We start from the raw sequence: 17,186 nt of genomic DNA, 5'->3' as shown, positions 1-17,186 counted from the left end.
TAGCGAAGGCGGAAGGAGGCTAGTGGCCGGGCGTCGCGTAGTATCCGGTGCGGTGACGCACGCTGTAGTGCGCATTGGGAGGCTGCTTCAACGACACGTCAATCTTGCGGTAGTCGGAATCGGTAATGCGATGCTCGGGATAGTAGGCCAATAGATACTGCGTGCGCAGATCCTCGGACACCTTTTGGAAGGCTGCGTCCAGATGGGCGGCGTCGGCATAGTAATACTTGCCGCCGGTGTCCTGTGAGAGCGTGATCATCGCATGCTCGCCGCCGGTGTCGCGTCCCGCATCGGCTTCAATGGGCACGTCGATGATGCTGAAGACCATGGTCTCTGAGCGCACGGCCTGCTCCAGTGCATCGGCGTAATCGGTTCCCTTCACTGTATTGCCACCGTCGGAAATCAGGATGAGCACCTTACGCCCAGGCTGCGTTGCCAGGCTTTGCGATGCAAGATAGACGGCGCTATAGAGCGCAGTGGCCGGCCCGGTCATGAGATTGTCAATGCCGTAGTCGATCGGTTTTAACTTATTCGTGAACGCCACAACTTCGCGTACATCAGAAGAAAAATCAATCAGATCAAGACGGTCTACGGGACGCAGCAACGAATGAACAAAGGCGTGCGCAGCATGTTTTTCGATGGCCAGGTCCTTATTCACGCTGCCGCTCGTATCAATGGCCAGCACGATGGACAGCGGCATCTCTGATTGACGCTCGAAGACAGCAATCTTCTGCGGACGGCCGTCCTCGGCGAGTGTGAAGTCATCTTTGATGAGGCCGCCGACGGGCGTGCCGTTGGCGTCGGTTACGTTGACGAAGACATTGACCAGCTTTACATCGACCCGAATCGGGGGAGACGTTTGCGCTTGAAGAGTCGCCGGCAGAAGCAGCGCAAACAGGCTTACAGGCAGAAACCTCATGACGCAGGAGCACCTTTCACTTCTGCTGGAAAAGGCTCGCCATCTGCCCAGACGGCTCCATCTTCGAAATGCTCCTTCTTCCAGATCGGCACTGTTTTCTTCAGCGTGTCGATGAGCCAGCGGCAGGCATCGAACGCAGCTGCACGGTGAGCGGACGCCACGGCGAGCAACACGCTGGTCTCGCCAACTTCGAGCTTCCCCAGGCGGTGCACCAGCAGCACGTCGCGAATGGCAAAGCCTTGGGAAGCCTCGGCTGCGAGTTCGCGCATCTGCTTCAGAGCCATCTCTTCATAAGATTCGTACACCAGATAGAGGGTGCGGCGTCCGCGCGAGTTGTTGCGCACGATGCCGTCGAAAACGACGACGGCTCCGTCTTCTCCCTGCTTCAATTGCGCTACGAGCGCTTCTGCCTGAATGGGCTCACGGACCAATGCAATGTAAGGCGTGTGATTGCCGCCGCTCACCGGAGGCAGCAAGGCGACTTCATCGCCATCTGCGAGCGGTTGTGTTGGCAATGCGTATTCCTGATTGACGGCAACGGCAAGCGATGTCCAAAGCTGATCCAGCTGCGGAGCCCGAGCGCGAAAATGATCGAGAAGAGTCGCCACAGTCGCGTCTGTCGGCATCTGAATCGAATCGACAGCCTCCGAAAATATGTCCTTCAATACGCCAAAAAACAATACCCGTACATGCATACTTCTCTAGAATACTTACCTCTTAGACGTTGAATCCAGCGGCCTTGGAAGCGCTTTCGCGTAACGTCAAAGGCCTTCTTTGGTAAAAACAATGCGATTCGGCGTCCAGCTCATGCGGAAGCGGCTGCCTTTGCGGACGTTCGCAACGACGCTGGGCCGGAAACATGCGATGCACGTACCTCCGGGCCTGCGCACGCTGGGGTAGATAACGCCCAGCGATCCGTGATCCAGCAACTCAACGGCCAGCTCTTGCGATGCGACGTAGCTGGCAGGATCGAGACAATCGCTGAATTTTCCCTGTTTCTCCCCGGGCTGCGCCTCGGTCCGCAAATCGTGGAAGCTTCCGGTGAAGTCGGCCAGATATTCGTCGTACTGCATCTCTTCGCGCTCAGACCAGTTGATTTCGGCGAATTCCACTGACTTGTGAAACATAACTTCAGCCTTAGCCGTAGCGAGTTCAAACGCTGCGTACCACGCACCGCGTTGATTAGTCGAAAAGCGCGCTCCCAGAGGATTCGGATGCGTAAAGGCGGCATTCACGATGCGGTAGCACGGGACGTTGAAAACCAGCTCACGCTGAGAAATCCCCGGGCGCAGGTTCTCTTCCGCTTCCAGGCGCGCGTTGGTAGCGTTGTCCAATTCGAATATCTCGCGCAGGTGCTCGTCGTTTTCAGCGATGCGGGTCAGCACAGAGTCGTAATTCACGCTGTACTTGGCCGGCAGCAACCGATGCGTGTCGAAGCGGCGCAGCTGAGTGACGGGAGGCAGGCCTGCGGTGGCCTTCGGGTCTTCCGGGATGGGAAGTTCCGGATGCGCTTCCATCTGGGCACGCACCGATGCCAGCGTGGCGGAGGGGTCACGCGGATTGGGAGAGGATTCTGCTTTGGAACGGGTCATTGTTTGGGGGAGTGTGGTTTTTAGCCGCCACGGCGCGCATCGAGCAGGCTGCGAACTCTTTCCATGGCCGGCGTTCCGCCTTGCAGGATGCAGGTCAGCGGCGTGCGTCCGCCGAAAATGGGGTTCGAGTTTTCGAGTTGGATCCAGCTGTCAGCCAGTTTCGTGCCGTAGAGAACATTCAGCGCCTTGAAAATCCCGATCAGGTAGGAAATACGCTGCAGACGATCCTGATCGAGGACACGGTTGGGCTTCTTTTTGAACTCATAGTAAGCGCCGGTGGAAATGCCGCCGAGCAGATGTCGCGCATCCTCGTCGCGAATTCTCCAGTGCTCCATGATCTTGAAGAAGCCGCGGAGCGCAGCCGGCGAAAGCCGCCGCCGCTCTTCCATCCGTGAAAGATCGGGCAGCGCTGGCGGCGTATACATGGTTACCGGATAAGCCAGAGCATGACTGGCGCTTTGCCTGGACACATTGTTTCTCCCGGATGGGGGTGTACTTTTCGTCACTCCATCTATGGACAAGTATAGCTCCAGAAATGGAGCACTTGTAAAGAGCTATCTTTGGGAGTGGGTGGAATGCCAGGGGAAATTCCCGGCTCAGGTGCGATTTCTGGTGGCCAGATAGACGATTCCGGTAATAATGCTGGTCAGCGCGATCCATCCCATCTGGTACCAGTAGAAAAATGGGAAGCCGAAGAGTTCCGGCGTGGCCTTGGCGTATGTGCCGGGGAACATCAACGCTAAAGCGGGCAGGATCAGCAGCCAGTTCCAATGTGCGCGGCGCGACTTCATGATGCCTTGCATTCTAAATCACTCCTCGACGGCGACAAACAGCTCTCCTTCTGCGGGGTACCAGAGTTTCTTGCCTTTCACCTTCGCGAAAGATGTCAAAGCATGCGGTTCGCGGCGGCTGTGTCCTTTGGCGTCATAGTAGATGTCTTCGACCGAAGCGCCGCGGACAAGAAGCGCATCGGCAACCAATGATCGGTGACAGCGCCATGGAACCGCCTCGGCGCACATGATTACTGTCTGCGCGGGCGCGCTGACGGCCAATAGTTCATCGATCGCGTTGGTAAATTCGGGCGTCTGCATGTAGTCGGCGTATCCGCGAAAACTGGAGTTGCGCCAGCCGGTGTTGATGGACTCTTTCAGCGGGCGCCGCAAGCCGCCAAGCGATTTCTGCCAGCGGTACTCCACCTGCGCGTCCTTGAGCGATTGCCCAAGGCTATCCCGCGCAAATTGTGGATTATGGCGCGATTTTGGAATGGTGCGAATATCCACCAGCCATTCGACGCCGTTGTCTTTGAGGATTTTCAGAAAAACATCGATAGGCAGCGTGGAATGGCCGATGGTGAACATCAGAAGCTTGTGGAGAGGCGCAGGAAGTAGCTGCGCGCCGGGCCGATGGCATTGCCGGAAAATAGCCCCGCGAAATCGATCACGTTGAGGCGATTATTCAGGTTCTCGCCGTCAGCCTGCAGGTGAACCGTCATCTTGTCATTGGTGTAGAGATCGGCACCGAGCGAAGCATTCACTGACAGCATCGGCTTGATGCGGCCCCGGTCGAAATTGAGCCGATCGACAACCTGCGGGCCGTATTGGGCAAGCGCATCCTCTTCTGTGCCCTGGAACTCGAAAGGCAATCCGGTGCCGTAGTCGGCTCCTGCTGCAGCCCAGATGCGCGGAATGATCTGATACTGGAAGCGTGTGCGCAGGGTGCTGCGCTGATCCTGTGAAACCGGAAAATGGCCAGTCAGCTGGCTCTCGGCGTCGCCAGCATCGTCTCCGAGAAAAAGGCCGCCGGTCACCGGAAACCAGGCGTTCCCAACCATGTAGGAATAGCTCACGTATCCGGAGAGATTGTTCCAGTGGACGAGATCCAGCTTGCCTTCGGCTCCGTAGATGATGGCTTTATCGAAGGCAATCGGGAAGCTGACACCGGTGCTGAAGAGCTGATCATCGTCGGCGAACTGCCTCTCGTCGCGGCGATAGACATTGACGTCAAGCCTCAGCTTGTCGGAAAAGCCCTTGGTAATTCCGCCTTCGTAGTAGTTGGCCTTGGAAGGCTCCACCGGCAGCCGCAGGAAATTGTCATTGAGAGCCGCGACGTCGGGCGAGCTTGAAAGCAGGATGTTCTCAAAAGACGGCGTCTGGAAGACGTTGTCATAGGAGATATGCGCCACAAGATTCGCAGACTGGAAGTATCGGCTGATCGCAACGCGTGGGCTGAAGTGATTCTGATTAAGCAGGAGCTGGTAGTGGTCCCAGCGCAGACCTGCGCTTAAGGTCCAGTTCCCCAGCCGGATCAGGTCTTCGACGAAAGCCGCCTGCTCGAGATCAGGACGATTGCCTGTGAACGAAAACGTCTGCGGTGTGCTCGGATCGAAATCATCCGGGTTCGTAATGATATGGCTGTAGTCTTCGTTCAGGAATGTATTGTCGGATTCGACGCCGGCTTTCCATTCCTGGTTTCGATGATGAATCGAAATGGTTCCCTTGAAGTAGCCTTCGTTGAAATAGTTGTGCTGAGAAACGATGATGGGGGTGGAGTCGGTATTGGAGTAAAAGTTGTTGGCATTGTTGCGCACCATTCCCGAGAGATTGCCGACCATATCAGCCGAAAACACATGCTGGTAGGAAACAGTGCCCATCGTTTCGAAGTTGTCGGAATTCTGTAATTGCCCTGCCTGCTGCTGGATCAACTCATTCGGAATCTCATACCGCGCAAGCTCGTGCCGCACGCCAAGGATGAGGCGGTCATTGTCTGTAAAATTGCGCTCGTACTGGGTTGAGAAGTCGCCCGTAGTGCCGTTGTTGGTGTAGTTTTCCGGCACGACGGGGTTCAGGTAGTGACCGGTTCTTGACCCATCTGCGGAGCCGCCGAAAGAGTTCTTTCCCCAGACATATTGCGCCTGTGCGTAACCGGAAGCCGAATCGTAGCTGCCGCCCGAAAGAACTGCCTGCCCATGCAGCCCCTGATCGGCTTGCTGCTTCGTGTTCAGTTCGACGACACCGCCCATCTTGCGTCCATATTCGGCCGGAATGCCCGCTGTATAGATATTCATCGATTCGGCGGAATCGGCTTCGATTTCCGGACCAAAGGCGGGCGAGCGATTGTCGGTAAGCGGAACGCCGTCGATTACAAACTGCGTCTGATATTCGGAGCCGCGCGGGTGCAGCACAGCATTGCCTTCATAGAGCCAGCCCGGTTGTGTATTCACCAGATCCTGCACCGAGCGGCCGGGCAGCGACCCCAGTCGCTGGTCAATCTGTTGCTCGCCAATCTGCATCACAGAGTTGGGCCGATCCGGGTCAATCAGGGTGGCAGCATTGTTGACGGTGACCTCCGTTGTAACCGGAGCAACCTTAAGCTTAATGGTGAGATCTACAGGGATTGCCGATCGTACTTCCACAACTTGCGACACCGGATCGAATCCCTGCCCGTCGATGTTGATGAGATATCTACCGTAGGCGAGGCGCTGGATGCCGACTGCGCCCGATGGATCGGTTGTAACGGTATTGCTATAACCGCTGCCTTTGTTCGTCAACTGTGCAGTGACTTTGACGCCTGCGCCGGAAGGATCGAGGACGCGAACGCGCAGTTCACCGCTATCCACCTGCGCCAGAGCGCACGTAGAGCACAATAGAAGAAAGACAACGGCAAAGAACTTTTGCATCCTCACCCGCCGCGACTGGCGAAACTCCTGATACACAGTCTCTCCCGGGATTGGGCCGGTTGCAATATGCGCAAACCGTCTTTTCTTTCTCAGGCGACATCGTATTCATTCGATTGAAACCTGTGGCGCAAAGCGACACAATACACTCGGGTATGTTCCCAGCCCCGGGGGTTTCTGTAGCTGCCGCCTTGATTGCTTTTTCTTCCAATGCGCAGACCATTCTGGTGCACGGACACCGCGGCTCGCGCGCGACGCGGCCCGAGAACACGATTCCGGCCTTTGATTACGCGATTCAGCATGGCGCAGACGTGCTGGAACTGGATCTTGCGGTTACGAAGGACAATGTCCTCGTCGTCTCGCATTTCCCGATGATCACTCCTGACCATCCCGGTGAGCGCGTGTGTGTCGGCCCGGAAACGCCACCCCAAACAGCAATCTACTCGCTAACGTTGGCACAGGTGGAGGAATACGACTGCGGATCGAATACGCTGCCGAATTTTCCCAGACAGGTTGCAGTGCCCGGTACGAAGATTCCAACCTTCGATCAGGTTCTCGACCTGGCGCCACAGGGCAGCTTCGATTTCAACGTTGAGACGAAGAGTTTTCCAAATCATCCGGAACTGACGCCGACGCCGGAAGAGTTCGTGAAACTGATCGATGACGCGGCGAAGCGGCACAATCTGCAATCGCGCGTCATCCTGCAGAGCTTCGACTTTCGCACGCTGATCGCCATGAAGAAGCTCGACCCATCGATACGCCTCTCGGCGCTCATTGGCGATGGGAATGACGACGCAATGATGGGGATTACGGATCACGATAAGGATTTCGTCTCGATCGGGAATAAGACCGGAGCGCAGATCATCAGCCCTGATTTTCACTTGGTGACGCCGGAAAAAGTAGCGGCAGCGCATGCCGCAGGGCTGCAGGTGGTTCCCTGGACGGCGAACAAGCCTGAAGAGTGGCAGGCGCTGGTAGACGCGAAAGTGGATGCAATTATTACCGACGATCCGGAAGCATTGGTGATCTGGCTGCGGAACAAAAAGCCGCATCCCTAGATACACGCCGCGACGGATGATTTACCATCCTTGGCGATGGTTCTGCTCGACACGGAAGTGACGGCTTCACAGGTACTACGCGTCTTTCACCGGGACGAGTTATTCCTCTTTCTCGGGTCCGCGTTCTCTACGGTTGGCCTGGTCATTTGGGCTTTCCTGATCATCAGGCGCCGCTTCGAAGCACTTCTCTTCTGGCTTGCGCTCTTCGCCATCCTCTATGGTCAGCGGCTCTGGATGCGGTCTGAACTGCTGGCGATGGTGATTCCTTCGTCCACATTCTTCATACGCCTGAAGGTGATCGTTGACTTCGTGGTCGCGCTTCCAGCGTTTTTCTTTTTTGAGGCAACCGGCTTCCTCCGCAAGCCCGGAAAGATTCTCACCGTTGCTGCCTGCGTAATTCTGCTTGGCATAACTGTTGCTGGAATCTTAGGTGCTCCGCTTGCGCCTCTAAGCAGGATCAACAACATCGTTGTGATTTGTGCGCTCCTGGTACTGGTCATAGAACTGCTCCGCAATCCGATACGAGAGAAAGACTTTATCGTCGCACGCAATGGACTGCTTATCTTTGCGGGTTTTGCGTTGTGGAACAACCTTGGAGGCGTACTCGGCTACAAATCCGAGCCCTATGGATTCGGCATCTTTCTTGGCTGCCTGGGATACGTAGCCGCCCGGCGGGCGATTCAGCGTGATCAGCAATTCAGCGCGTTGCAAAAAGAACTGGAAGTTGCAAAACGTATCCAGTTATCCATTCTTCCGCCTGAATTTCCCGCATCTCCTTATTTCCGGGTAGCCGCGAGATACATACCCATGACGTCCGTTGCTGGCGACTTCTACGACTTTCTTGAGGCGCGCGACGGTAAGGCGGGACTGCTGATCGCCGACGTCTCCGGCCATGGCGTGCCAGCGGCGTTGATCGCCTCAATGGTGAAAGTGGCCGCAAATTCGCAGCGTGAACATACGGGCCACCCCGAAAAACTGCTGGCAGGCATGAACGCAACACTCTGCGGCAATACCCAGAGCCAGTTTGTTACCGCGGCGTATGTCCATCTTGACGCACATACAGGAAAACTGAGCTACGCCGCAGCTGCGCACCTGCCGATGCTGGTGCTGCGCGAGGGCAAGGTGGCTTCCGTTGAAGAGAACGGGTTGATGCTCGCGTTGTTTTCCTCGGCAACCTATACGTCAACAACACAACAGCTGAAGGACGGAGATCGTCTGCTTCTGTATACCGATGGAATTGTTGAGGCCGAAAGCGCAAGCACTGAACAGTTTGGGCACGAACGGCTTTGCGAGCTGTTGCAGGAAAGCGCCAAACTCACACCCGATGAAACCGTTGATCTGATTCTTGCTCGCATCAATGCGTGGTCGCCATCGCAGGACGACGACCGGACAGTGCTGGTTTGCGATTACGTCGCCAATGCGTAATCGCAGACGACGCTATTTCAAGGAAGCTGTCACTCTCTGATCGACTTCTTTCTGTACTTTGTCGAATTCCTGCTTGAGCGTCCGGCCATTTTCCACCAGAAGTTCACCGCCAACATACACACGCTTGATATCTGCCTGCGCACCAATGAAGACGAGGCTGGCGTAGGGATCAAAGACATGACCGAAGCGCTCGGGATCGATAACGAGAAAATCGGCAAACTTGCCACGCTCCAGGCTGCCAAGGCGATCCGCGACGCCTAAAACGTCGGCACTGCCCATTGTGTGCAGACGCAACACGTCGTAGGGACTCATGATTTTGGCATCCTCGTATTTGTCGCGAATGGCGTAGAGTCCGGTGCGCATATTTTCGAATGGATCGGCGATGTCGGCGCTCGCTTCGCCATCGACCCCCATGCCAACGCGGATTCCCATCTTCAGATACTTTGGGATGTCGGCGGTACCGGAAGCGAGACGGCCATTGGAAAGCGGATTCCAGCTCATCGACGCGCCAGCCGCCGCTGTCTGCTGAAGGATGAAGTCGTTGGTGTGGATGAAGTGGCCGAAGATAAGTTGCTTCGAGAGCAGCCCGCTGTCCATGAACCAGCGAAATTTCGACTGCTCCTCGCCTGCGGTTTCCGGCGGCTCCAGGTAATGGCTTTGATTGCCGAGATGAAACTCGTCCATCAGCGATTTTTCCAACACTGCCTGCTGATAGGTATCGTTGAACGCGGTCCCGCCATTGATCATCACGCTCAGGAAAGCAGTTGACTTCGGCTGCATTGCTGCCCAGTCAAGAAAAGCCTTTAACGCGCGGCGGGCGTCCTCGGTCGCATAGTGCGGCCCGGCTCTGCCAACCTGCCAGCCGTGCACGAAGCGGAGCCCCGAATCCATCTCGGCACGAAACTGATTCTCCTGATAACTCTCAGGCGATTGCGCAGTTGGCGGAGGATGCCCGAAGTCAAAACTCGACGGGCCACCGTAGTTGAAGTTATACGCAGCCGTCACTCCGTGGGTTAGGTGGTCGAGCGAACCGTGCAGGGTGAACCAGTAGAAGTCCTCGGCTTTCGCCTGTGGCGCCATTTTTCCGTAGAGCGCGTCGATCCATCCGGTCAGTGTCTGATCAGAGGCGAGGCCGCGATACGCGCTCTGCCAGATATGGCTGTGCGCAGAGATGAACCCGGGAATGATCCAGTTGCCGTGCGCATCGTATGTCTCTTTCGCAGCCAGTGATGCAGGCGGATCGCCAGCATTGACCTCGGTGAGCCTGCCGTCATCTCCCACCACCAGATAGCCGATAAAGGGCTCACGCTGATTGGGCGCCATGTTGAAGATCTTTGCGCCTTTGACGATGAGCTTTGCAGTTTGCGCAGAAGCGGCGCTCCACGCCAGCACCAGAGCGAGGCAGCAAAGCAGAATTTTGCGTCTCATTGCTGATTTATAACCAATTCAATAGTGCTCTGTGATGTTCTAAGTAGCTAGCAATCAGCCATACAATCAAAATAAACGAACAACAAGCTCACAGTCGCTTGAGTATTCCAAGGGCATCATCTATCTTTTCATCAGTTCCCTTCACCTGGCCCATTACGAGATCGTAAAGAGCTTGCAGCGCCCGTTCATCAAAAACTTTATAGGTAATGTCAAGAACCAATTTTTCTTCTGCGAAAAGTGACAACGAAGGCTGCCCGTCATCCGGCAACTCACTATATGAAAATACCTTTATGGTGTACACGCCAGCCATGGGGGCCATATATACACCATCTGAAGCGGTCTCGGCCCATTGAAGTTTTTTCTCCGTTGTCTTTTTCCAAACCTCGGAGTAGAACTCTGCCACCTTCTCCTTATTCATATTTTGCCCTGTCCAAAACTCTTGCCACGGCTGCTTCCTCTTCGACGAAGATGTTCCTAACACTGATGCATGAAGCTTGAACTTTGTTTATCGCCACTTTGCTCAACGTATTGGAATTATGTTGGCTCAAGACGCCGTGTATAGATGAAAGCTGCTCTTGGGCTAATATCCAGTTGTTCTTTGAATCCACGGATAAGGCGTCGTTCCATCTCGCCTTCAGTTTGGTAGGCATGTCGAGTAGTTCGTCACATTTGCTGAGAGCCACTTCAAACTTCCCAAGACGGACCATATCTAATAGCTGATTTGCCCTTCTATATCCCTCTTTTATCTCGTCCTCTAAGCTGCGTGACAGCATGAAACTACGCACGGCTTCACCTGCCGAACGAGCCCTATTTGAAGCCTGGCGAGAAAACAAGGCCGCAACGCCAGATAGTACGAGACCAATAACGGAGGCTAGATTCCCCCAATTCTCTGAGAAAAACTTCGCCACTTGCACGCCCGCGTTTTGACTCGTCATCTGCAGCAATAGAAACTTACAAACTAGCGCGTGATCAACTCTCGCCCAGTTGTATATCGCCGAATGAATTTCATCAAGATAATTTGTTAATCCATTAATATATCGCCTGCTGCAATTGCTTAGGCGTTGGCGTGCTGCAGGACTTCTTCCCTTACCTCTTCGTCCTTCTTTTCCTCTTCCTTGGACTTCGGCAGGGCCACATTGAGGACATCCACAATTTGGCTCGCGTAATGGATGGCCACGCCTTCCGTCTGCTCGGGCATCAAGTCTTCCTCAACGTTCAGCCGGTTCTCTGCCGGGAGAATGACCTGTTTCACGCCGGCACGTTTCGCGGCAAGGAATTTCTCCTTGATGCCGCCGACCGGCAGCACGTTTCCACTGAGCGTGATTTCACCGGTCATCGCAGTGAGCGGATGAACCGGCGTATCGGTCAGCAGCGAGATGAGCGCCGTTGCCATGGTCACGCCTGCGGAAGGACCATCCTTCGGAATGGCTCCCGCCGGGACGTGGATGTGCAGGTCGATGTCCTTCATGAAGTCTTCTTCGAGACCGATGGACTTCGCGTTGGATCGAACCCACGTTAATGCCGCCTGCATGGATTCCTGCATGACTTCGCCGATTTGACCGGTCATGGTGAATCCACCCTTGCCCTTCATCTTATTTGCCTCGATGAAGAGCACGTCGCCACCTGCCGGTGTCCAGGCCAGACCAACAGCTACGCCTGAGCGCTTGGTGCGTTCCGCGATCTCCGTATCGACACGGACCTTGATACCGCCAAGGAACTCGTGAATGATCTCCTTCGAAACGACGAGCTTTTCCGACTTGCCCTCCGCGATGCGGCGCGCCTGCTTGCGGCAGACCGTGCCGATCAACTGTTCGAGCTTACGCACACCCGCTTCGCGCGTGTAGTGGCGCACGATGTAGGAGATGGCTTCATCCGGAAATTCAATGTCCTCGGCCTTGATGCCGTTTTCCTTGATCTGACGCGGAACGAGATAACGGAACGCGATGTGCCGCTTCTCTTCCTCGGTGTAACCCTGCAGATCGATGATCTCCATGCGATCGAGCAACGGAGCAGGCATCGTGTCCAGCATGTTCGCCGTGCAAATGAACAGCACCTTCGACAAGTCGAACGGCTGATCGAGGTAGTTGTCCCGGAACGTGTTGTTCTGCTCCGGATCAAGCACCTCAAGCAGAGCTGACGCCGGGTCGCCACGGAAGTCGCGACCCAGCTTATCGATCTCATCCAGCATGAAGACCGGGTCGTTGGTGCCGGCGCGGCGCAGGTTCTGAATGATTTGCCCCGGCAGCGCTCCGATGTAGGTGCGGCGGTGTCCGCGCAGCTCGGCTTCATCGTGCATGCCGCCGAGCGAGATACGCTGGAACTTCCGTCCCAAGGCGCGTGCCACACTGCGGCCCAGCGAAGTTTTGCCGACGCCCGGAGGTCCGACGAAGCAAAGAATCGGGCCTTTCATATCCGGCTTGAGACGACGCACGGCAAGGTAATCGAGGATGCGCTCCTTGACCTTCTTGAGGTCGTAGTGATCCTCGTCGAGGATCTCTTTCGCCCTGGGAATGTCGACTTCCGTACCGGAAGACTTCGCCCACGGCAACACAGCCAGCCACTCGATGTAATTGCGTGTCAGTGAGTAGTCGGCAGCCATTGGAGACATGCGCGAGAGCCGGGTCAGCTCTTTTAACGCCTCTTTCAGCGTCTCTTCCGGCATACCGGCATCTTCGATCTTCTTGCGCAGCTCTTCGATATCCTTTTGGCTCTCGTCCTGCTCGCCGAGCTCCTTCTGGATTGCCTTCAGCTGCTCGCGCAGGTAGTAATCGCGCTGCGATTGCTGCACCTGATCCTGCACTTCGGATTGAATCTTGTTGCGAAGCTGCTGGACCTCGATCTCCTTCACGAGGTGCTTGTTCAAGCGTTCCAGCCGGACCATCACATCCGGGGTCTCCAGCAGTTCCTGCCGGTCTACCGTCGCCAGGAAAGGCAGGTTCGAGGCAACAAAATCACTGAGCCGTGCCGGATCTTCCATCTGACTGGCGATGGTGGAGAGTTCGTCAGAGAGCGTGGGAGAGGCCGATACGATCTGCTGGAACTGCGAAAGAATGTTCCGTTGCAGAGCTTCGAGTTCGGGCCCTTTCTGCAGACCCGTCTCTGCCACGGCCTCGACGTTGGCCATCATGAAGGGCTCTTCCTGCGTGAACTCGCCCAGTTTGACGCGCTCCGTGCCTTCGGTAAAGACAAAGAGGCTCTGGTTGGGCATCTTCACAACCTTGTGAACCGTCGCCAAAGTGCCGTAGGCGTGCAGATCTGCCGGTTTTGGAGTATCAAGGTGCGCGTCGCGCTGTGCGACAACGACTATGGTCTTTTCCTCGCCGAGCGACTGAATAAGTTGGATGGAGCTTTCGCGTCCGACAGTGAGCGGAAGAACCGCATGCGGAAACAGAACCGTGTCACGTACAGGCAGGACGGGCAGGACCCGGCCTTCCGGTCGATTTTCGCGCTCTTTGGGATCGCTGGGATGAATAATGCTGAGAAAGTCGCTAGCCATGAGTGCCTTCTTATCAGATTATATGATCTGAATTGAATTAATCTGTAACTATTTGATTCCAATTGCGCTGAAAAGTCGCAAATCGCCATCAGATAGCATAAATAGCTGATGGACTTGGACTTAATGCTAACGCGGCCTATATAGCCTATTCCTCATGACACTTTTTTCTTTTTTGGATGCAGATACGCAGCCCGGACATTCATCGGTTCCTCACAATTCTTTCATCGACCAGGACGGGCACAAGTTGACGGTGTCTGCCGGTGCTAATCCGCACGCTCTGCAGCCTGGTATCGGCCCAATTCCTTCACCATGGAACAGTGTTGGCGCAGCAGGTCAAAGGCGATGTCTGCGCGGATCTGAGTAGAAAGCTGATAGTCGACATAGAAGACGTATTGCCACGGCTTTCCCTGCACAGGACGCGATTCGATCTTGGTCAGGTTCGTACCCTGGCTGGCGAATACTTCGAGAGCCGCTACCAGCGTTCCCGGCCTGTTTTCGACGGTAAAGGCCAGGCTCACCTTGTCTGCATTGGGGTTGCGCAATACGTCATCCCGTCGCCGGATGACAAAAAAGCGGGTGTAATTCTCGGCGTTGTCTTCGATGTCGGCAGCAAGGATCTCTCCACCGTAGCATTCGGCGGCGCGGGCGCTTGCGATGGCTGCTGTGCTGCGATCGCGAAGCTCCATAAGCTGCTTTACGCTTCCGGCCGTGTCGTAAAAGGGAATGGCTTCGACCTCAGGATGTTGCGCAAAGAATCTGCGGCACTGCGCGAGAGCAACCGGATGCGAATAAACGCTCTGGACGCTTTCGAGACTGGAGCCGGGAACCACGATCAGATTGTGACGGATGCGCAAAAGACTTTCACTTTCGATGGCGACGTCATTGTCCAGCAAAAGGTCGTAGTGCTCGACTACAGAGCCGGCGAGGCTGTTTTCAATTGGGATGACAGCCGCATCCACTTCCTTCTGAGATAAAGCGCGAAAGACATCGGCTGAAAGAGTGCACGGCAAAATGGTTGCCTCAGAAAAGACTTTCCCGGCTGCTTCATGGCTGAAGGATCCGAGTTCACCTTGAATCGCTACTTGCATTTCCGCGGACATCCCTCCAAAGGTTTCTCATCTCCCGGCAACCCAAACGGGCATCATGCGCACCATATCACACCGTAGGCAGTTTCGGGCTGCATGACAAAGACAAAGGAGACTACACAAATGCTTTGGACGATTTTCGTAATCCTGTTGGTTTTGTGGCTGGTGGGTCTTGTGAGTTTTCATGCGATCGGATGGTACATCCATATTCTGCTGGTTCTGGCGCTGATCGTACTGTTGATCCAGCTCATTTCCGGCAGGCGTCCCGTCGTATAACGCAAGCGCAGTACACAACAACTTGGGTCTCAGGCTCTCGCTGTGTGCGGCCCAAGCTATAGGAGTCAATGCCATGAATAAAGACCAGGTAAGCGGCAAGGTCGATCAAGCGACCGGCAAGGTGAAGGAAAAAGTAGGGGAGACGGTTGGCAATCAGCGTCTTGCAAACGAAGGCCTGGCTGACCAGTTGAAGGGCGCGGCGAAAGAAACGTGGGGCAACGCGAAAGAGGTTGCTCACGACAATGCCGAAGAACAGCGCCGCGAAGCCGAGCGAAACACCACCGAGACGCGCGAGCGCCTTGCAAACAAGGTGCAGGATATGAAGGAGCGCGTCAACGAGAAGATCGACCAGCACCGCAAGCCGGCTTAGTCCACCGTACCCACAATCGGCCCCGCTACGGCGGGGCCTTTTTTATCGGCTTAGGAGCAGGGCTGCCGCGACGAAGACAAAAAACACTACTGAAATGACACCGTTCATCGTGAAGAATGCAGCATTCAACCGACGCATATCTGTCGGCGACACGATCAGGTGCTCGTACAGCAGGAGAGCGGCAACCACCACTATTCCCACGACTCCCAGCGTGCCGAGAGCAAAGAGGTGCACAAGCCACAAAAGGAATGCGAGCATCACAGCGTGCATCGTTCGAGCCATCCAGAAGGCTCCTCCGATTCCAATCGCAGCGGGAACGCTGTTAAGCCCGTGCCTGCGGTCGTGCTCCGCGTCCTGGCAGGCGTAAAGCACATCAAAGCCTGCAACCCAGAAGAGCACTGCAGCCGTAAGGACCAGAATGCGTGGATCCAGTGAACCCCGGATCGCAATCCACGCGGCAGCGGGTGCAACTCCCAGCGAGAGCCCGAGAAAGAGATGCGACCAGCGCGTGAAGCGCTTTGTATAGGAATAGAGCAACAGGATCGCGAGGGCTACAGGAGAGAGCCACAAGGTAAGGCGATTCAGTTGCGCCGCAGCCAGCACGAACATCACAGCCATGAAAACTGTAAATGCCGCCACAAAGCCGCGAGTGAGCAGTCCCGATGGTATCGCGCGGTTCGAAGTGCGTGGATTCGCAGCGTCGAGATCGGCGTCAGCCAAGCGGTTGAAGGCCATAGCTGCCGACCGCGCGGTGACCATGCATATCACGATCCAGAGCAGTTGCAGTGGCCGCGGCCAGCCGTGCGCGGCCAGCATTGCACCCGTCAGCGCAAAGGGCAGGGCGAAGATCGAGTGCTCCCACTTGATCATTTCCAGCGTGGTACCGATGCTGCGCAGCAATGCCATTTCCTCCCTGATTCTCCTTCTATTCAGTGTATGCCACGAACCATTTGCGCAAGGAAAACGGCCTTGCAAAGCTGCAAGGCCGTGTAATGGGTGAGTTGAAGGCTATTGCTTTTCCGGCGCTCCCGCCACCTGGAGATTGTTCGTTACCTTAAAGACTCCAGGCACAGAGTTCGCGCGAATTCCGGCAGCATCCTTGTCGCCTTGATTGATCACGACGCCGTAGAGCGTGACGTTACCGTTCTGCACAGAGATGCGGATCGGCTTGCCGGGATCGATGGCGTACTTGTTCAGGCTGGGAAAGCCATAGACGGCACGGTACACCGCTATGCGAATACGATCATCATTCGGTGATACCGGATCGACCTGGATCTCGTTGATCACATCCTTGACGCCCTTCATGTTGGACGCAACTGCAACCGCCGAATCGGCATCGACCGGACCGTACGCATGCCCACCAAGTGTTACAACACCATTCTGAACCCTGACGCCAATTGCATTAAACGGAGTGACATCTTGAATGCGCAGGCTGCCGCTCGAATATCCCACGCGGTCATACTGAATCGCCTTGATCAGCTTGTCCTGTAGTTGCGCGTCCGGAATTTCCGGGCCCGCAACTTCAACTTCGTTCTCAACACCCTTGATGTTCTTGATGCGATGGACGCGCTTGTCGAGGTCCTCTTTCTGACTGTAAACATCAACCGTTCCAGTCAAATTGACGATCCCATTCTGAACAGTTGCCTTCACATCCTTATACTGCGATTTGTTCAGAGCTTTATTCTGGACATCCGCCAGAATCTGATTGTCGAGTCCCGCGTCTGCGCTTTGTGCTACAGCTGCCATGGAGCGAGGCGCCACAGCAGAAGGTGAAATAGTCAGCAAAACCGCTGCCACAGCAGGAACAAGACCACGTAGTACATTTCTCATGTCGTGCTCTCCCCGGTCGCTGCAGGTTTCCGGC

Annotated in this window: 18 protein-coding genes; 4 read left to right on the top strand and 14 right to left on the bottom strand. The window is 55.6% G+C overall.

The window, feature by feature from the left end; translation table 11 throughout:
• Positions 1–19 precede the first annotated feature (19 nt).
• From H7849_RS06800 to H7849_RS06770, 7 genes are all read right to left on the bottom strand, one after another.
• A complete protein-coding gene (locus tag H7849_RS06800) occupies positions 20–919 on the bottom strand; it encodes a VWA domain-containing protein (protein ID WP_186745182.1) in 900 nt (299 codons plus the stop codon).
• Positions 916–1,614, bottom strand: coding sequence for a molybdenum cofactor biosynthesis protein (locus H7849_RS06795; RefSeq protein ID WP_186745180.1), 699 nt, complete (start codon positions 1,612–1,614; stop codon positions 916–918). Before H7849_RS06795 ends, H7849_RS06800 begins: the two co-directional genes overlap by 4 nt.
• A gap of 66 nt (positions 1,615–1,680) precedes the next feature.
• Positions 1,681–2,511: an RES family NAD+ phosphorylase gene (locus tag H7849_RS06790; RefSeq protein WP_222439779.1), complete on the bottom strand. Its 831-nt coding sequence runs from the start codon at positions 2,509–2,511 to the stop codon at positions 1,681–1,683.
• Between the two features lie 20 nt (positions 2,512–2,531).
• Positions 2,532–2,981, bottom strand: a complete 450-nt coding sequence (locus tag H7849_RS06785; protein WP_222439778.1) for an antitoxin Xre-like helix-turn-helix domain-containing protein — start codon at positions 2,979–2,981, stop codon at positions 2,532–2,534.
• 126 nt (positions 2,982–3,107) lie between these two features.
• On the bottom strand, positions 3,108–3,314 hold the full coding sequence (locus H7849_RS06780; protein ID WP_186745178.1) for a DUF3311 domain-containing protein: 207 nt from the start codon (positions 3,312–3,314) through the stop codon (positions 3,108–3,110).
• Positions 3,315–3,320: 6 nt separating this feature from the next.
• Positions 3,321–3,869 (bottom strand): DUF488 domain-containing protein, encoded by a 549-nt coding sequence (locus H7849_RS06775; protein ID WP_186745177.1) that lies wholly within the window; start codon positions 3,867–3,869, stop codon positions 3,321–3,323.
• Positions 3,869–6,187 (bottom strand): TonB-dependent receptor, encoded by a 2,319-nt coding sequence (locus H7849_RS06770; RefSeq protein ID WP_186745175.1) that lies wholly within the window; start codon positions 6,185–6,187, stop codon positions 3,869–3,871. Before H7849_RS06770 ends, H7849_RS06775 begins: the two co-directional genes overlap by 1 nt.
• A 152-nt stretch (positions 6,188–6,339) precedes the next feature.
• On the opposite strand from H7849_RS06770, the gene H7849_RS06765 reads away from it, so the two are divergent.
• The gene (locus H7849_RS06765; RefSeq protein ID WP_186745174.1) at positions 6,340–7,242 is read left to right on the top strand and encodes a glycerophosphodiester phosphodiesterase family protein; all 903 of its coding nucleotides are present in this window, start codon (positions 6,340–6,342) and stop codon (positions 7,240–7,242) included.
• A gap of 36 nt (positions 7,243–7,278) precedes the next feature.
• Entirely contained in the window at positions 7,279–8,667 is a 1,389-nt protein-coding gene (locus tag H7849_RS06760; RefSeq protein WP_186747267.1) for a PP2C family protein-serine/threonine phosphatase, read from the top strand.
• Between the two features lie 12 nt (positions 8,668–8,679).
• Here H7849_RS06760 and H7849_RS06755 read toward each other — a convergent pair whose 3' ends face one another.
• The 5 genes from H7849_RS06755 to pheA form a co-directional block, all read right to left on the bottom strand.
• Positions 8,680–10,095 (bottom strand): amidohydrolase family protein, encoded by a 1,416-nt coding sequence (locus tag H7849_RS06755; RefSeq protein WP_186745173.1) that lies wholly within the window; start codon positions 10,093–10,095, stop codon positions 8,680–8,682.
• A gap of 88 nt (positions 10,096–10,183) precedes the next feature.
• Positions 10,184–10,513 (bottom strand): hypothetical protein, encoded by a 330-nt coding sequence (locus H7849_RS06750; RefSeq protein WP_186745172.1) that lies wholly within the window; start codon positions 10,511–10,513, stop codon positions 10,184–10,186.
• Positions 10,506–11,009, bottom strand: a complete 504-nt coding sequence (locus tag H7849_RS06745) for a hypothetical protein (RefSeq protein WP_186745171.1) — start codon at positions 11,007–11,009, stop codon at positions 10,506–10,508. The genes H7849_RS06750 and H7849_RS06745 overlap by 8 nt, the downstream gene beginning before the upstream one ends.
• Positions 11,010–11,149: 140 nt before the next feature.
• Positions 11,150–13,591: an endopeptidase La gene (gene lon, locus H7849_RS06740; RefSeq protein ID WP_186745170.1), complete on the bottom strand. Its 2,442-nt coding sequence runs from the start codon at positions 13,589–13,591 to the stop codon at positions 11,150–11,152.
• A 263-nt stretch (positions 13,592–13,854) separates the two neighbouring features.
• The gene (pheA, locus tag H7849_RS06735; RefSeq protein ID WP_186745169.1) at positions 13,855–14,679 is read right to left on the bottom strand and encodes a prephenate dehydratase; all 825 of its coding nucleotides are present in this window, start codon (positions 14,677–14,679) and stop codon (positions 13,855–13,857) included.
• Between the two features lie 120 nt (positions 14,680–14,799).
• Between pheA and H7849_RS06730 the strand changes: the two genes are divergently transcribed.
• Positions 14,800–14,952, top strand: a complete 153-nt coding sequence (locus H7849_RS06730; RefSeq protein WP_186745168.1) for a lmo0937 family membrane protein — start codon at positions 14,800–14,802, stop codon at positions 14,950–14,952.
• Positions 14,953–15,025: 73 nt separating this feature from the next.
• Positions 15,026–15,322, top strand: a complete 297-nt coding sequence (locus tag H7849_RS06725) for a CsbD family protein (RefSeq protein WP_186745167.1) — start codon at positions 15,026–15,028, stop codon at positions 15,320–15,322.
• 42 nt (positions 15,323–15,364) lie between these two features.
• Here H7849_RS06725 and H7849_RS06720 read toward each other — a convergent pair whose 3' ends face one another.
• Together H7849_RS06720 and H7849_RS06715 are read right to left on the bottom strand one after the other, a co-directional pair.
• Positions 15,365–16,228, bottom strand: a complete 864-nt coding sequence (locus tag H7849_RS06720) for a UbiA-like polyprenyltransferase (protein ID WP_186745165.1) — start codon at positions 16,226–16,228, stop codon at positions 15,365–15,367.
• A gap of 102 nt (positions 16,229–16,330) precedes the next feature.
• Positions 16,331–17,152: a BON domain-containing protein gene (locus H7849_RS06715; RefSeq protein ID WP_251106661.1), complete on the bottom strand. Its 822-nt coding sequence runs from the start codon at positions 17,150–17,152 to the stop codon at positions 16,331–16,333.
• Positions 17,153–17,186: the final 34 nt, after the last annotated feature.

Origin of the sequence: Alloacidobacterium dinghuense (assembly GCF_014274465.1) — a bacterium.
Classification (GTDB): Bacteria; Acidobacteriota; Terriglobia; order Terriglobales; family Acidobacteriaceae; genus Alloacidobacterium; species Alloacidobacterium dinghuense.
Note: the sequence above shows the minus strand (reverse complement) of the source record. Positions and strands in the feature narration are given on the sequence as shown.

Excerpts from the sequence above, each read along its gene's own strand:
- H7849_RS06800 (WP_186745182.1), bottom strand. The coding sequence starts at position 919 with ATGAGGTTTCTGCCTGTAAGCCTGTTTGCGCTGCTTCTGCCGGCGACT.
- H7849_RS06795 (WP_186745180.1), bottom strand. The coding sequence starts at position 1,614 with ATGCATGTACGGGTATTGTTTTTTGGCGTATTGAAGGACATATTTTCG.
- H7849_RS06790 (WP_222439779.1), bottom strand. The coding sequence starts at position 2,511 with ATGACCCGTTCCAAAGCAGAATCCTCTCCCAATCCGCGTGACCCCTCC.
- H7849_RS06780 (WP_186745178.1), bottom strand. The coding sequence starts at position 3,314 with ATGCAAGGCATCATGAAGTCGCGCCGCGCACATTGGAACTGGCTGCTG.
- H7849_RS06775 (WP_186745177.1), bottom strand. The coding sequence starts at position 3,869 with ATGTTCACCATCGGCCATTCCACGCTGCCTATCGATGTTTTTCTGAAA.
- H7849_RS06770 (WP_186745175.1), bottom strand. The coding sequence starts at position 6,187 with ATGCAAAAGTTCTTTGCCGTTGTCTTTCTTCTATTGTGCTCTACGTGC.
- H7849_RS06765 (WP_186745174.1), top strand. The coding sequence starts at position 6,340 with ATGTTCCCAGCCCCGGGGGTTTCTGTAGCTGCCGCCTTGATTGCTTTT.
- H7849_RS06760 (WP_186747267.1), top strand. The coding sequence starts at position 7,279 with ATGGTTCTGCTCGACACGGAAGTGACGGCTTCACAGGTACTACGCGTC.
- H7849_RS06755 (WP_186745173.1), bottom strand. The coding sequence starts at position 10,095 with ATGAGACGCAAAATTCTGCTTTGCTGCCTCGCTCTGGTGCTGGCGTGG.
- H7849_RS06750 (WP_186745172.1), bottom strand. The coding sequence starts at position 10,513 with ATGAATAAGGAGAAGGTGGCAGAGTTCTACTCCGAGGTTTGGAAAAAG.
- lon (WP_186745170.1), bottom strand. The coding sequence starts at position 13,591 with ATGGCTAGCGACTTTCTCAGCATTATTCATCCCAGCGATCCCAAAGAG.
- pheA (WP_186745169.1), bottom strand. The coding sequence starts at position 14,679 with ATGCAAGTAGCGATTCAAGGTGAACTCGGATCCTTCAGCCATGAAGCA.
- H7849_RS06730 (WP_186745168.1), top strand. The coding sequence starts at position 14,800 with ATGCTTTGGACGATTTTCGTAATCCTGTTGGTTTTGTGGCTGGTGGGT.
- H7849_RS06725 (WP_186745167.1), top strand. The coding sequence starts at position 15,026 with ATGAATAAAGACCAGGTAAGCGGCAAGGTCGATCAAGCGACCGGCAAG.
- H7849_RS06720 (WP_186745165.1), bottom strand. The coding sequence starts at position 16,228 with ATGGCATTGCTGCGCAGCATCGGTACCACGCTGGAAATGATCAAGTGG.
- H7849_RS06715 (WP_251106661.1), bottom strand. The coding sequence starts at position 17,152 with ATGAGAAATGTACTACGTGGTCTTGTTCCTGCTGTGGCAGCGGTTTTG.